General features: G+C 66.9%; 13 protein-coding genes. 1 reads left to right on the top strand and 12 read right to left on the bottom strand.

Annotation, left to right across the window (positions count from 1 at the left end; all coding sequences use genetic code 11):
- On the top strand, positions 1-297 hold the full coding sequence (locus AC4D2W_RS12605; protein ID WP_490927247.1) for an acylphosphatase: 297 nt from the start codon (positions 1-3) through the stop codon (positions 295-297).
- Here AC4D2W_RS12605 and AC4D2W_RS12600 read toward each other — a convergent pair.
- The 12 genes from AC4D2W_RS12600 to AC4D2W_RS12545 form a co-directional block, all read right to left on the bottom strand.
- The gene (locus tag AC4D2W_RS12600; RefSeq protein ID WP_490927246.1) at positions 198-1,202 is read right to left on the bottom strand and encodes a MurR/RpiR family transcriptional regulator; all 1,005 of its coding nucleotides are present in this window, start codon (positions 1,200-1,202) and stop codon (positions 198-200) included. The two genes, AC4D2W_RS12605 and AC4D2W_RS12600, sit on opposite strands and share 100 nt — an antisense overlap.
- Positions 1,202-2,149: an N-acetylmuramic acid 6-phosphate etherase gene (murQ, locus tag AC4D2W_RS12595; RefSeq protein ID WP_490927245.1), complete on the bottom strand. Its 948-nt coding sequence runs from the start codon at positions 2,147-2,149 to the stop codon at positions 1,202-1,204. Before murQ ends, AC4D2W_RS12600 begins: the two co-directional genes overlap by 1 nt.
- On the bottom strand, positions 2,142-3,053 hold the full coding sequence (locus tag AC4D2W_RS12590; protein WP_490927244.1) for an N-acetylglucosamine kinase: 912 nt from the start codon (positions 3,051-3,053) through the stop codon (positions 2,142-2,144). The genes murQ and AC4D2W_RS12590 overlap by 8 nt, the downstream gene beginning before the upstream one ends.
- The gene (locus AC4D2W_RS12585) at positions 3,047-4,246 is read right to left on the bottom strand and encodes an anhydro-N-acetylmuramic acid kinase (protein WP_490927243.1); all 1,200 of its coding nucleotides are present in this window, start codon (positions 4,244-4,246) and stop codon (positions 3,047-3,049) included. Before AC4D2W_RS12585 ends, AC4D2W_RS12590 begins: the two co-directional genes overlap by 7 nt.
- Positions 4,243-5,784, bottom strand: a complete 1,542-nt coding sequence (locus AC4D2W_RS12580; RefSeq protein WP_490927242.1) for a glycoside hydrolase family 3 N-terminal domain-containing protein — start codon at positions 5,782-5,784, stop codon at positions 4,243-4,245. Before AC4D2W_RS12580 ends, AC4D2W_RS12585 begins: the two co-directional genes overlap by 4 nt.
- A 359-nt stretch (positions 5,785-6,143) precedes the next feature.
- Positions 6,144-6,779, bottom strand: a complete 636-nt coding sequence (locus AC4D2W_RS12575) for a hypothetical protein (RefSeq protein WP_490927241.1) — start codon at positions 6,777-6,779, stop codon at positions 6,144-6,146.
- A 220-nt stretch (positions 6,780-6,999) separates the two neighbouring features.
- Positions 7,000-8,073 (bottom strand): NAD(P)/FAD-dependent oxidoreductase, encoded by a 1,074-nt coding sequence (locus AC4D2W_RS12570; protein ID WP_490927240.1) that lies wholly within the window; start codon positions 8,071-8,073, stop codon positions 7,000-7,002.
- Positions 8,074-8,108: 35 nt separating this feature from the next.
- Entirely contained in the window at positions 8,109-9,014 is a 906-nt protein-coding gene (locus tag AC4D2W_RS12565; protein WP_490927239.1) for an aminoglycoside phosphotransferase family protein, read from the bottom strand.
- 119 nt (positions 9,015-9,133) lie between these two features.
- The gene (gene gatB, locus AC4D2W_RS12560) at positions 9,134-10,651 is read right to left on the bottom strand and encodes an Asp-tRNA(Asn)/Glu-tRNA(Gln) amidotransferase subunit GatB (RefSeq protein WP_490927238.1); all 1,518 of its coding nucleotides are present in this window, start codon (positions 10,649-10,651) and stop codon (positions 9,134-9,136) included.
- Entirely contained in the window at positions 10,651-12,153 is a 1,503-nt protein-coding gene (gatA, locus tag AC4D2W_RS12555; protein WP_490927237.1) for an Asp-tRNA(Asn)/Glu-tRNA(Gln) amidotransferase subunit GatA, read from the bottom strand. The genes gatB and gatA overlap by 1 nt, the downstream gene beginning before the upstream one ends.
- An 8-nt stretch (positions 12,154-12,161) precedes the next feature.
- Positions 12,162-12,458 (bottom strand): Asp-tRNA(Asn)/Glu-tRNA(Gln) amidotransferase subunit GatC, encoded by a 297-nt coding sequence (gene gatC, locus AC4D2W_RS12550; protein ID WP_210230431.1) that lies wholly within the window; start codon positions 12,456-12,458, stop codon positions 12,162-12,164.
- 220 nt (positions 12,459-12,678) lie between these two features.
- Positions 12,679-13,173, bottom strand: a complete 495-nt coding sequence (locus AC4D2W_RS12545) for a GNAT family N-acetyltransferase (RefSeq protein WP_490927236.1) — start codon at positions 13,171-13,173, stop codon at positions 12,679-12,681.
- Positions 13,174-13,244: the final 71 nt, after the last annotated feature.

Genomic DNA, 13,244 nt, shown 5'->3' with positions numbered 1-13,244 from the left:
ATGACGCCTACGGATTCCAGCTCCCCCGCCCGCCGCCTGACGGCCCGGATCACCGGCGAAGTGCAGGCGGTGGGCTTCCGCTACCGCACCCTGCAGAAGGCCACCCGGCTAGGGCTCACCGGGGTGGTTTCCAATCAGAACGACGGCTCGGTGCAGGTGGTGGCGGAGGGCTCCCCGGCGGATCTGGACAGCCTGCTTCAGTGGCTGGAATCCCCGGCCGCTCCGGGCAGCGTCGCCGGCGTTGAGGCGTCCTCGTCCGACGCCACCGGGGAGTTTCCGGATTTCCGCACGGACTGAACGGAGCTCTGCTGGCTGCCGGTGCGGTCGCGGCGGGGAAAGTCCGGGTTCGAACGCTGCCGGATCACCGCTTCCCGGGTGCGGCTGAGGGCGTCGTTTACGGTGTCGAACAGGCTCTGCGCCAGCCGCACAAAAAGCACGTCGACCACGGCAAGCTGAGCGGTCCGGCTCGCCGTCGCTCCGGAACGGAACGCATGCTCGCGTGCCTGCGTGGTCAGCAGGATGTCGCACATCTCCGCCAGCGGAGACCCGGAGTCGTTGGTGATGCCCACGGTTGTGGCACCGGTGCGCCGGGCCTCGCGCAGCAGGCCGAGCACTTCCGGGGTGACGCCGGAGTGGGACACGGCAATGAACACGCCGCCCGGGCGCAGCAGGGCAGTTGAAGACAGGGCAAGGTGCACGTCCGCGTGATGGGAGCTGCGCCGGCCGATGCGCTGCAGTTTCATGTTGAGGTCATGCGCCGTCAGGCCGGAGGAACCAAACCCGGCAATAACCACATCCGGTGCCTGCACCAGTGCGTCCCGGGCCCGGTCAACGGCCTCTTGGTCCAGCTCCCGGAGGGTGTGCTCAATGGCCTGGGTCTCCTGGAAGAGTACTTTTGCGGCGACGTCGGCCACGGTGTCCGCCGGATCGATGTCCCCGGTGGACACGTTGGAGCGGTCGAGATCCGCCTGGTCCCGGCTGGTGGTTCCCACCAGGTCGAACCGGAATTCGCGGTACCCGGAGTAGCCCAGGCTCTGGCAGAACCGGGCCACCGTGGCCGCCGACGTGCCGCAGAGTTCGGCCACCCGGTTGATGGGGTTGTCGACGACGATGTGCGGATCGGCCAGAATCGCACTGGCCACCTTGGCCTCGGCGGTGCTGAACCGGTCCAGTGAACCCTGGATCCGAGTGAGGGCGCGCATCAGCGTGCGGTCGCTTCGGAAATTGCGGTGCGCAGGAAGCCGCCGTTGGCCTGGAGCGCAGCAACGGCGTCGGCGGCGGGAATGCCGGCCTCGATCGCCAGGATGGCTGCCTTGACCCAGCCTCCGCTGGCCTCAAGCGCAGCAGCGGCGTCGCAGGGCTCGGCCCCGGTGGCGAGGATAACGGTGCGCTCGCTGCGGGCGCGCAGCTTTTCATTCGTAGCCCGGAGGTCAACCATAAAGTTACGGTAAACCTTGCCGGCCCGAACCATGGCACCGGTGCTGATGGTGTTGAGCACAAGCTTCTGCGCGGAACCTGCTTTGAGCCGGGTTGAGCCGGTGAGAAGCTCGGGGCCAACCTCTGTTTCAATGGCCACATGCGCCGCAGCCCCGATTGCTGAATTCGGGTTGCAGGAGTGCGCCACGGTGAAGGCGCCGCGCTCCCGGGCCCGGTGCAGTGCGCCGATCACGTACGGAGTCCGCCCCGAGGCGGAGATGCCCACCAGGGTGTCATCGGGTCCCAGCTCCAGTGCATCCACGTCACCGGCTCCGGAACCGGCGTCGTCCTCGGCGTTTTCGACGGCGGTGCGGATGGCCCCGGCACCGCCGGCGATCCGGCCGATAATGACGTCGTCGCTGATCCCAAAGGTGGGCGGGGCCTCGCTTGCGTCCAGGATTCCCATCCGTCCGGCGGTGCCGGCGCCCATGTAGATGAGCCGGCCGCCGCGGGCCATGCCCGCGACAATCCCGTTGAGCGCAGCCGTAATCCGGGCAGCCTGGGCGGCGACGGCGTCGGCCACCGCACGTTCGCTGTCGATCATGGCGTGCACAAATTCGTCATCGGTGAGCAGATCGAGGTCCGGATAACGCTCGCCCGCCGTTTCGGTCGGCAGGGTGCCGAGAAAATCGCGCAGGTGCGCACGGTCCTCGGTTCGGTTCGCGTTATCCACGGATGATCCTTTCTTCGTAGCCCAGATCGGTGCGGGTGATGATGAGCGCTGCTCCGTCCAGGGCCTCCCCGCGCGACGGGATGATGGTGATGCCCGCTGCGGCGAACGTCGCCGTCAGCTCCGCGGAGAAATACGGATGCCCGGCGACGCCGCCCCACACTGCCAGCTCCGGGGATCCGGCAGCGCGGGCCGTGGCGGCAAGGGCGGCGCACGCCCGGCTCACGATGTCCCGGGCGACGGGATCGCCGTCGGCGGCGGTGTCCAGTACGTCAGGGGCGAAGCGGCCCAGGCGGCGGGCCGGGTTCCTTTCGGCTCCCACCCACGCCGGCATGGCCGCCAGGTCACCGACCAGGTCGGCGGCGCGAAGGGTCAGGGCGGTGGGCGCCCCGCGGCCGTCGAAATGACGCAGCGCCGCCAGCAGGCCTTCCTGTCCGATCCAGCGGCCGCTTCCCTCGTCCCCCAGCCACGGCCCCCAGCCGTCAATCTGGCGGGTCTTGCCGTCTTCCGCCACGGCGTAGGCGATCGCCCCGGTTCCGATGATGAGGATGACTCCCGCGCCGCCGTCGAAGGCGCCGGCATGCGCGGCCAGGGCGTCATTGATCAGGGCCACCGGTGCTCCGGTGAAGGCGCGCACCCGGGCCACAAAGTCCTGAGCCGCGGTACGGGCTGCCTCCACGCCGGCCGCGCCAATGCCTACGCCCTCGATCTCCGCGCGGTTCTCCGGGGAGAATCGGTTCAGTACGGTGCGGATGGCGTGGGCGGACTTGGCCGCGCCGTCAAAGTCGGCCAGGCCGGGAGCACCCGGCCCGCTCTCTTCCGCGATGATCCCGCCGGCATCGAAGAGCCGAATGCGGCAGGAGGTTTTTCCCAGGTCTACCGCCAGGCGGCGGGGTTGTGTCAGCACTGTGCTCTCCGGGTTGATGGCGGAATCATGGTCAGCCGGCCGATGCCGTGCAACGGTGCCGGCAGGGTGAATCCGAGCGGCCCCGGGCTGATGGTACCGGCGATCCGGGCGGTTCCCCGGTTCAGGCTTACCGGTACACGGTGCCATGAGCAGAAACCCAGGAAGGCGAACAGCAGGGACTCCTTGAAATCGGGGTTGATGCCCAACTCGTCGCTGGTCCGCAGGCTCACGCCGTCGACGGCCAGGGCGGCTGAGAGCTCGCGCAGCAGGCTGGGGTTCCGCACGCCGCCGCCGGAGGCGACCACCGAACGGACCTCGGGCCCGTGGTTCCGCAGGGCAGCAGCGACGGTGGCTGCCGTAAACCGGGTCAGGGTTGCCAGCCGGTCAGGAAGGTCCAGCCGCACTCCGGCGGTTTCCTCAGCGGCGAGCACGCCGGCCAGGGTGAAGGTTTCGCGGCCGGTGCTCTTGGGTGCCGGCCGCTGCAGAAACGGGTGTTCCAGCAGCGCCGCGAGTACGCCGTCGTGCACTGTACCGGCGGCCGCAAGTGTTCCGTCACGGTCAAAGCCCAGGGCGCCGTCCGTCTGCTCCGCCACGGCCGCGTCCAGGAGGACATTGGCCGGGCCGGTGTCGAAGGCGAGGGCAGAACCGTCCCCGCGCAGAATCTGCAGGTTCGCGATGCCGCCGAGGTTCAGGGTGGCGGTCCGGGCGTCGGGATCAAAGAAGGCTGCGTCGAACAGTCCCATGAGCGGAGCCCCCTGGCCGCCGGCAGCAATGTCCGCGGCCCGCAGGTTGGACAGGACCGGGCAGCCGGCGGCCTCAGCGATCCACGCGGGTTCGCCCAGCTGGAGGGTTCCGCGGGTCCGGCCTTCCTCGACCCAGTGGAACACCGTCTGTCCGTGCGAGACCACCAGATCCGGCACAGCACCGCAGTCGGTGATCGCCGCGGTCGCTGCCGCAGCGAAGCCCTGCCCGAGGGCGGTCGTGAGGGCGGTGTGCGCTCCCGCGTCCAGGGCCGTGCCGTCGGCGTAGGCCAGGATCCGGGCCTGCAGTTCTGGCGCCCAGTCCACCGTGCGGGTCAACAGCGGAGCCAGGGCGACATCCGGAGCCAGCGGATCACCGCTCGTGGCCGCTTCCACCACAGCCACGTCGATGCCGTCCGCGCTCGTGCCCGACTGCAGCGACACGATGATCATGCGGTGCCCTCCGCGCAGATGAGCCCGGCCGCAATGCCGGCGCTCAGCGCGGAACTGGCCAAAGCATCGATGCGGTCCAGCCGGCAACGGTATCCGGCGCCCGGGGCCACGCCCACATTGACGACGACGGCGTCCGGGCGGATCGCCTCGATCTGCTCCAGTGCCTCCCGCTGGCTTCCCGGAACCCCGATGCGGTCCACCAGGACAACGACGTCGGTATCTGCGCCTGCCTGCCCCAGGCCGTCCGGAAGAGCAGCCGCAGACAGGGCCGGATCCAGCTCCCGGCGCGCCGCGAAGGCCCGCCGGAAGGCATCGGACTCCGAAGCCACGGCGATGGTTGCCCGGGCCCGCAGATCAAGCAGGGAAATGCGCGAACCGTGCCGTGCCGGGCTGCCCTGTATTTGCATTCCGGGAGCCACTTCGGCTGCCCAGTCCGGTTCAGGCTCCGTGTTCAGCCCCGAACCTGCGACCGGACCCGAAGTCTGCGGCCTGGACAGGGTCCGGGCTGCTTCCAGACCGTCCGCCAGCGATCGGACGCGGGCGGCTGCGCGCTGCAGCAGGTCCAGGTCGAGCTCGCCCGAGGCGACGGACGCGAGCAGCGCATCCCGCACTTCTTGGTAGTCGGAGTAATCGGCGTCGGGCTCCCCCATGGTGCCGGGGTTGGTCCGGGGATTGCCGATGCACAGCAGATCCGCGCCGGCCCGGATTGCCGCGACGGCACCGGGTCCGGCGCCCACGCTTTCGCGGATGGCTGCCATGTCCAGCGCATCCGTGATGATGACGCCCTCAAACCCCAGGGCGCGGAGCTTGCCCAGGATCAGCGGATTAAGGGTCGCCGGCGCCTGGCCCCACTCCGGAACCCGGATATGCGCCGTCATGATGGTCCGGACACCGGCACCGATCGCCGCGCGGAACGGCTCAAAGTGGACGTCTTCAATTTCGGCGGCTCCCATGTCCAGCTCCGGCAGGTCAAGGTGGGAGTCGGAGTGGGTGTCCCCGTGCCCGGGGAAGTGCTTGGCGCAGGCGGCGATATCCCCGGATGCTTGGATCCCGCGAACCGTTGCCGCAGTATGGACGGCGACGGCGGGAGCCTCGGCGCCGAAGGACCGCACCCCAATGACCGGGTTGGCGGGGTTGGTGTTCACGTCGGCAACCGGTCCAAGGACGAGGTTGACGCCGGCGGCGCGGGCGCGGGCGGCAATCGCCGCACCTGCAGCGGTGCTGAGTCCGACGTCGTTCACCCGGCCCAGCTGTGCCGGGCCGGGGATGGTGGAACCGTGGACCGCTTCCAGCCGCGTCACAGTACCGCCCTCCTCATCGATGGCGATGAGTGCGTTGGACCGGTGGGCGCGGACGGAGGCCGAGAGCGCCGCGGTGTCTTCGGAGATGTTTTGGCCGAAGTAGACAACTCCCGCAAGGCCTTCGTCCAGGGCGGCGGCGAGCCACCGGGGCAGCTCGGTGCCGAAGAAGCCGGGGACGATGACTCCGTTGACTGCTTCAAGCACCGCCGGGTCCGGGATCAGCGCCGGGATGCTCATCCCTTCACCGCGGTGAGCGGGAACATGCTGCAGCGGAGCATCCGTCAGTCTTCTTCATTGAAGTCTCCCCTGTGAGATCAGATGCCCGAGATGGCCTGCAAATAGTATTCACACCGTGACATCATGGCGCAAGTAACTTTCAAAGACGGTCTGATTTGGGCAAAAGAAAAGCGCCGGCAGACTGTGTGGGGAAGTTGGGGGAACATCCCTAGTCTGCCGGCGCCGGATAGGTCACTACTCTATCCATTCATCACTCGCACCCTTATGAGGTATCTCCAACAGTAGTCACACCGGCTGGGCGGGAACTGTAGGAAAGCTGGCAACTTCCTGAGTGCCCATCCTGCGGGTAAACCCGCAGATCAGGAAGCTTTTTGGCACCCGGGTGCCTGACGCACTTTTTGGACATCCTGCGGAGCGCTGCTGGACGCCAGGACCAGCCTGGGGCGCTTGGCCGCAGACGCCTTCGGTTCGGAAGCGGCCGTGCCGCTGGTCTTCTGTTCGCGGCTCTTCTGCTGAGGTTTCTTCGGTTCAGGGTTCTTCTGCTGAAGTTTGTTCGGTTCAGGGTTCTCCTGAAGGGGCGGGCGCACTGCCGCCGCCTGGGCGGCAGCAACAGCCTGGGCCACGGACTCTGCCACGGCGGCCCTGCGTGCCGCTGCCACGGCGTCGGTCATCGGCACTCCCGGACCGACATTGCGGACCGCGGGGGCATACCGTCCCGTTGCCGCCGGGGGCCGCAGGGCCGCCCGGAATTCCTGGGTGGCGGAACGGGCGGTATCAACAAGTGCCACCGCCGCTGTGTGCTCCTGGGTTCGCTCAGCCCGCTGCAGCAGGAATTTCTGGACGTACCGGTAGATTGCCGCAAGCACCACGATCAGCGCGATGCCGGTGCCGTAAAGAAGGGTCAGGGAAAAGGCCAGGGATGTGGTTCCGCCGGAAAAGAATCCGATCCCCGTTATTGCCATCAGCAGCCATAGGCAGGAAATAACAGTGAGCACGGTTCGGGCTTTTATGTAGAGGGAACGCTGCTGCACGCCAACCAGCTGTGGCGGCAATATATCTGGCACTGGGACAGACCTTTCAAAGCAAAAGGCGGATCAAAAAAGAGGAGAACAACCGCCTGGGTTTATTCTCCAACTCTAGGCACCCGGGCCCGAAAAAAAGACCATTCCCACCGGCCCGGAGCGATTCGTTATACAACCGTGAGTGTGATATTGGTCATAACGTGAGCCGGGCCGGGCTGAGCGCTTCAGCAGCCGGTGAATCCTGCCCCTGGCCGAGCACGAGCGCAGCACCAAGTTCGGCAATTCCGGATGAAGTTTGGAACCCGTAACCGCCCTGTCCCGCAAGCCAGAAGAAACCCGGGACGACGTCGTCGTACCCCACCACGGGCAGGCCGTCAGCGGCCTGGGTCCGCAGCCCGGTCCAGGATTTTGCCACCCCGGTAATGCCCAGCGTCGTGACTGAATTGACCAGCTCCACGAGGGCGGCCACGTCATCGGGCAGCGGCTTGGCATCCATCGGATCACTGGGAACACTCTCCGACGGCGAAATCAGGACCCGGCTTCCTTCGGGACGGTAATAGAAGGACTCGTCGGCAGCGGCCACCATGGGAGCGCCGTCGGCCGGCGGATTCTCGGCGTCGACGACGGCGACGGTGCGGCGGTAGGGCTGCAGTCCGCGCGGCCGGGCACCGTAGAGGGTTGCCAGCTCGTCGGCCCAGGCCCCTGCGGCGTTGACGACTGTCCTGGACCGGATGCTCGCCTGTCCCGCCTCGGTCCGCCACACACCGTCCTCGAACACAGCACTGTGAACCGGTGAACCGGTCCGGATGCTGCCGCCGCGGTCCAGGATCCGCTCCCGGTGGTACTCCATGAGCGCATCGGTGTTGCAGGCAACGGAGGAGGTATCCAGGCCGGCGGCGGGAAAGCGGTCCTGCTTCAGCTCCGGGGCCAGCGCCTGCAGCTGCGCAGGCGTGATGGGATGCATGTGGCCGCTGGCCCGGTCCCGTACGGTTTCTTCGCTGCCCACCAGGACAAAACTCCGCGGGGTGAGGACCGGCTCCGGCAAATGGACTTCCAGTGCCCGGATCAGCGCCAGGGTCCGGATGGTCAGGTCCTGGATGACCGGCGGGCCGTAACTGGGAATGAGCTGCCGCGCAGAACGGGACGAGGTGTGGAACCCCAGCGTCTCCTCCGCCTCCACCACCAGGACGCCGGTCCGGCCGGCCAGTGCCGAGGCCAGCGACAGCCCGGCGATTCCTCCGCCGACCACCAAAACATCACACTCCACCGCATTCTCCTTTTTATCCAGACCGGATATCCCTGTCACAGCCAGTCCGGCACGTCGGTGAGGATCTCCATCAGGGTCTCCGAGCCCAGCAGGTACATGCCCGGATGGTCGTCGGAGTTGGACAGCAGAGCTGAGGCCATGCAGACAGCCCAGGCCTGCGCCCGGGCCCAGACGTACGGATCGCCGTCGTACTGGCTTCCCAGGGATGCCCGGAAGGCACTGCGCCCGTTTTGATCAAAGACCAGCCACGCCGCTGCGAGGTCAGTGGCCGGGTCTCCGGCGGTCAGGTCGCCGAAATCGATGACGGCCTGCAGTGTGCTGCCGTCTGCCGTGCCCACGAGGTTTGCCGGATGCAGGTCACCGTGGAGCCACAGTGCCGGGCCTGGCCAGGCCGGGAGCTTGAGGCCGGCCTCCCAGAGTTCACGGACCCGGGCCGCATGCGGCACCATGCCGCTGGCCAGCCGGTCCCTCACCGCATCATTGCGTTCCTCCAGGGGTACGCCCCGCACCGCGTTGTAGGGAAAGCCCGGCGGGGCAGGCTGATGGAAAGCGTTCAGGAACCCTGCCAGCTGATGGGCCAGCGCCGTGTTTCGGTCCCTCGGCTGCAGGGAAACCTCCACCCCGTCGAACCAGCGGGTGATGTTCCAGGGCCAGGGAAATGCTTCGGAGGGCCGGCCGGCCAGGACGGGCGCTGAGGTCGCCACCGGGAGGTTGCCGGTCAGTCCCGGGAGCCACTGCTGCTCATTGGCCGCCAGCTGCGCTGCCGAGACCCGCCGCGGAAGCCTAACGGCGTGGTCGGTTCCGAGCCGGAAAATGTAGTTGTCCCAGCCGTTGGCGACCGGGAACAGCGGCTCGTCAGCCAGGGAGGGATGCTGTTCGCGCAGCAGCCGCTGCACCAGATCAGCATCCACAAAGATTTCTGCCGCGGGATGGTTGGCCATGCCAGAACCCTACAGTCCGTCCAAGTCCGGCGTCTGCTCCCAAGCGGCGTCCGGTTAAAGCACTGCCGGCCCCGGGAATCCCGGAGCCGGCAATGTGATGGCGGTTGGCGCTGCGGTGATTAGCCCTGCACGCCGAGGCGTTCCAGGATCAGCTCGCGGACGCGGCCGGCGTCGGCCTGCCCGCGGGTGGCCTTCATGACGCCGCCAACAATGGCGCCGACAGCCTGGACCTTGCCGCCGCGGATCTTGTCCGCAACGTCGGGCTGGGCTGCCAGGGCGGCATCGATGGCTTCGAGCAGGGGGCCGTCGTCGGACACCACGGCGAGGCCGCGGGCGTCGATGACTTCCTCCGGGGTGCCTTCGCCGGCGAGGACGCCGTCGAGGACCTGGCGGGCCAGCTTGTCGTTGATCTTGCCCGCCTGGATGAGGCGGTCAAGCTCCACGATCAGTTCGGGCGTCACGCCCACCTCGGTGGGATCCACTTCGGCTTCCTTGGCGCGGCGGGACACTTCACCCATCCACCACTTGCGGGCCACCTGTGCGGAGGCGCCGGCGGCGACGGTTTCCTCGATGGAGTCCATGACGCCGGCGTTGACGACGTCGCGGAACTCGGCATCCGAGTAGCCCCAGTCCGCCTGCAGGCGCTTGCGGCGCTCGGCGGGCGGCTCGGGGAGGCGGGAGCGCAGCTCCTCGATCCATTCCGGCGTGGTGACTACGGGAACCAGATCGGGCTCCGGGAAGTAGCGGTAGTCATCGGCGTCGGACTTGGGCCGGCCCGACGTCGTCGAGCGGGTGTCCTCATGCCAGTGCCGGGTCTCCTGGACAATCTTGTTGCCGGAGTCCAGAACGGCAGCGTGGCGCTGGATCTCGAAGCGGACGGCGCGTTCGACGGCGCGCAGCGAGTTCACGTTCTTGGTTTCCGAGCGCGTGCCGAACTTCTCCTGGCCGTACGGCCGCAGCGATACGTTGGCATCGCAGCGGACGTTGCCGCGTTCCATCTTGGCGTCGGAAACGCCCAGGTTCTTCACGATCTCGCGGATTGCCGCCACGTAGGCCTTGGCCAGTTCGGGTGCACGGGAACCGGCACCCTCAATGGGCTTGGTGACAATTTCCACCAGCGGAACGCCGGAGCGGTTGTAATCCACCAGGGAGAAGTCGGCGCCCTGGATGCGGCCGGTCGCGCCGCCCATGTGGGTGAGCTTGCCGGCGTCTTCCTCCATGTGCGCGCGCTCGATCTCGACGCGGAACACGGTCCCGTCTTCCAGCTCGATATCCAGGTAGCCGTCGTACGCAATCGGATCTTCGTACTGCGAGGTCTGGAAGTTCTTGGGCGTGTCCGGGTAGAAGTACTGCTTCCGGGCGAAGGTGCAGGATTCAGCGATCTTGCAGTTCAGCGCCAGGCCGATCAGGATCGAGTATTCCACGGCGGTCTTGTTCACCACGGGCAGGACGCCGGGCATGCCCAGGCACACCGGCGTGACGTTGGTGTTGGGCTCGTCGCCGAAGACGTTGGGCGCATCGGAGAACATCTTGGTGTTGGTGCTGAGCTCCACATGGACCTCAAAACCGAGCACCGGATCATACTTCTCCATGGCCTCTTCGAAGGACAGGGTGTCGTCCTGGATGTGCACAGACATTACTTGACTCCTCCGAGTACGGGTGCAGAGGCCAGCAGCGGGCCGCCCCACTTCTTTTCCAGCAGGGCCTCGAGAGCGGCACCGGCGCGGTACAGGCGGGCATCTTCCCGGACCGGAGCCAGGAACTGGATGCCCACGGGCAGTCCGTCAGCAAGGCCGCCGGGGATGGAGATGCCCGGAACGCCGGCCATGTTGGCCGGGATGGTGGCAACGTCATTCAGGTACATGGCCAGCGGATCGTCCAGCTTCTCCCCCAGCTTGAACGCCGTGTTGGGCGAGGTCGGGGAGATCAGCACGTCAGCCTTGGCGAACGCGGCGTTGAAGTCGCGCTGGATCAGGGTGCGCACCTTCTGGGCCGAGCCGTAGTAGGCGTCGTAGTAGCCGGCGGACAGGGCGTAGGTGCCGAGAATGATGCGGCGCTTGACCTCGTCGCCGAAACCGGCGGCGCGGGTGGCGGCCATGACCCGTTCGATGGTCATGGGACCGTCGGCGGGCAGGGCACGCATGCCGTACCGGACGCCGTCGTACTTGGCCAGGTTCGAGGAAGCCTCGGACGGCATGATCAGGTAGTAGGCGCCCAGCGCGTACTTGAAGTTGGGGCAGGAAACCTCAACGATTTCCGCGCCGGCATCCTTGAGCAGTTCCAGGGATTCGGAGAAACGGGCCAGGACGCCCGCTTCGTAGCCTTCGCCCTGCAGTTCCTTGACGATGCCGATGCGCATCCCGGCGACGCTGCCGTTGCGGGCAGCTTCCACGAGGTTGCCCACGGGATCCGGCAGCGACGTGGAGTCGCGGGGGTCGTGTCCGCCGATGACTTCCTGCAGCAGTGCAGCGTCCAGGACGGTGCGCGATACCGGGCCGATCTGGTCCAGCGAGGAGGCCATGGCAATGGCACCGTAGCGGGAAACTCCGCCGTAGGTCGGCTTGACGCCCACGGAACCGGTGACGGCGGCCGGCTGGCGGATGGATCCGCCGGTGTCGGTGCCCAGCGCCAGCGGAGCCTCGAAGGCGGCGACGGCGGCTGCGGAACCGCCGCCGGAACCACCGGGGATGCGGTCCAGGTCCCACGGGTTGCGGGTGGGGCCGTAGGCGGAGTGCTCGGTGGAGGAACCCATGGCGAATTCGTCCAGGTTGGTCTTGCCGAGCATCGGCATGCGGGCGGCACGGATCCGGGTGATCACCGTGGCGTCGTACGGGCTCATCCAGCCCTCAAGCATCTTGGAGCCGGCCGTGGTGGGCTGGCCCTTGGTGACAATGAGGTCCTTGATGGCGATCGGCACGCCGGCCAAGGTGTGCAGCGATTCGCCGGCGGCGCGCGCCTTGTCGACGTCGGCCGCAACCTGCAGCGCTTCGTCGGTGTTCACGTGGAGGAAGGCATTGACGGCGCCGTCCACCTCGGAGATGCGGTCCAGGTGGGCCTGCGTGACCTCGACGGCGGATACCTCGCCGGCGGCGAGCTTGTCTGCCAGGACGGCAGCGCTCGATGTAATCAGTTCATTCATGGAAGTCTTTACTCCTCATCCAGGATGGCAGGGACCTTGAAGCGGCCGGCCGCATTGTCGGGAGCACCGGAGAGCGCTTCTTCATTGGTCAGGGTCTGCCCTACAACATCCTCGCGGAACACATTGACCAGCGGGATGGGGTGGGAAGTGGCGGGGATGTCCTCACCGGCAACTTCGCTAACGGATTTGATCGAATCAACAATGACATCGAGTTCGCCGGCCATTTTGGCCAGTTCATCCTCGGTCATCTCAATGTGGGCCAGATGCGCCAGGTGCGCCACAGCCTCACGATTGATCTCAGACATGAGTCTCCCATGCGTCTTTTTTCGGATAAAAAGGTATCCGTTCCAGTCTACGGCGTTTGGTGGTGCCGTTTTTCGGAGCGCGCGGGAGGGGAAGCGCCGTCGTCGCGCCCCTCCGACCATTCTCCCTGCACCCCGGAGCAGGCCACAGGAAAACCCCCACCCGCAGAAAGCACGGATGGGGGTCTCGCAACTGCCTTGCCCGAAGGCGCCGAGGTGCGGGTCAGAGCTCCAAAACGAAAACCCAGAGGAGGATGTCCTCATCCGGCACAACCCAGTCGCGTTCCGGAACGCGCTTGAAGCCCATGGACCTGTAAAGCGCGTGGGCACCGGTCATGGGCGTCATGCTGGTCAGGCTGACGGCATGGATGCCGTCAAGGCTGCGGGCGTAGTCAATGATGGCTGCAACCAGGGCCCGGCCGACGCCGCCGCGCTGCAATGCGGGATCCACGGCCAGCATGCGGAACTCCAGCTCGCCCTCGATCGCAATGTCGGTGTAGGGCTGGCCTGCAAAAGTAATGGCTGCCGAAGCTGCCACCTTGCCGTCCAGTTCAGCAACCCAGACCAGCGCGTTGGCGGCGCGGTCCTCTACGTTTTCCAGATCCTTGACGTAGGGGTTGTCCGCCTCGATGAAGTTGGCTCTGAGGTACGCGTCACGGGTGATCCGGCGGATGTCGTCGAAGTCTGCCTCGGTAGCCTGCCGGATTGTGATGCTCATGCGTGGTACGAATCCTTGCGTCGGTCTTGATTTCCAACGATGATTCTAGCCGCCGAAATCAGCTCCTTAAT

The organism is Arthrobacter sp. TJ-58 (assembly GCF_058269295.1).
The sequence above is the reverse complement of the archived record's forward strand: the minus strand, read 5'-3'. Positions and strand labels throughout refer to the sequence as shown.

What these genes read in the sequence shown, in the direction of transcription:
- AC4D2W_RS12605 (WP_490927247.1), top strand. Translation starts at nt 1, where the DNA reads ATGACGCCTACGGATTCCAGCTCCCCCGCCCGCCGCCTGACGGCCCGG.
- AC4D2W_RS12600 (WP_490927246.1), bottom strand. Translation starts at nt 1,202, where the DNA reads ATGCGCGCCCTCACTCGGATCCAGGGTTCACTGGACCGGTTCAGCACC.
- AC4D2W_RS12585 (WP_490927243.1), bottom strand. Translation starts at nt 4,246, where the DNA reads ATGATCATCGTGTCGCTGCAGTCGGGCACGAGCGCGGACGGCATCGAC.
- AC4D2W_RS12580 (WP_490927242.1), bottom strand. Translation starts at nt 5,784, where the DNA reads ATGAGCATCCCGGCGCTGATCCCGGACCCGGCGGTGCTTGAAGCAGTC.
- AC4D2W_RS12565 (WP_490927239.1), bottom strand. Translation starts at nt 9,014, where the DNA reads ATGGCCAACCATCCCGCGGCAGAAATCTTTGTGGATGCTGATCTGGTG.
- gatB (WP_490927238.1), bottom strand. Translation starts at nt 10,651, where the DNA reads ATGTCTGTGCACATCCAGGACGACACCCTGTCCTTCGAAGAGGCCATG.
- gatA (WP_490927237.1), bottom strand. Translation starts at nt 12,153, where the DNA reads ATGAATGAACTGATTACATCGAGCGCTGCCGTCCTGGCAGACAAGCTC.
- gatC (WP_210230431.1), bottom strand. Translation starts at nt 12,458, where the DNA reads ATGTCTGAGATCAATCGTGAGGCTGTGGCGCACCTGGCGCATCTGGCC.
- AC4D2W_RS12545 (WP_490927236.1), bottom strand. Translation starts at nt 13,173, where the DNA reads ATGAGCATCACAATCCGGCAGGCTACCGAGGCAGACTTCGACGACATC.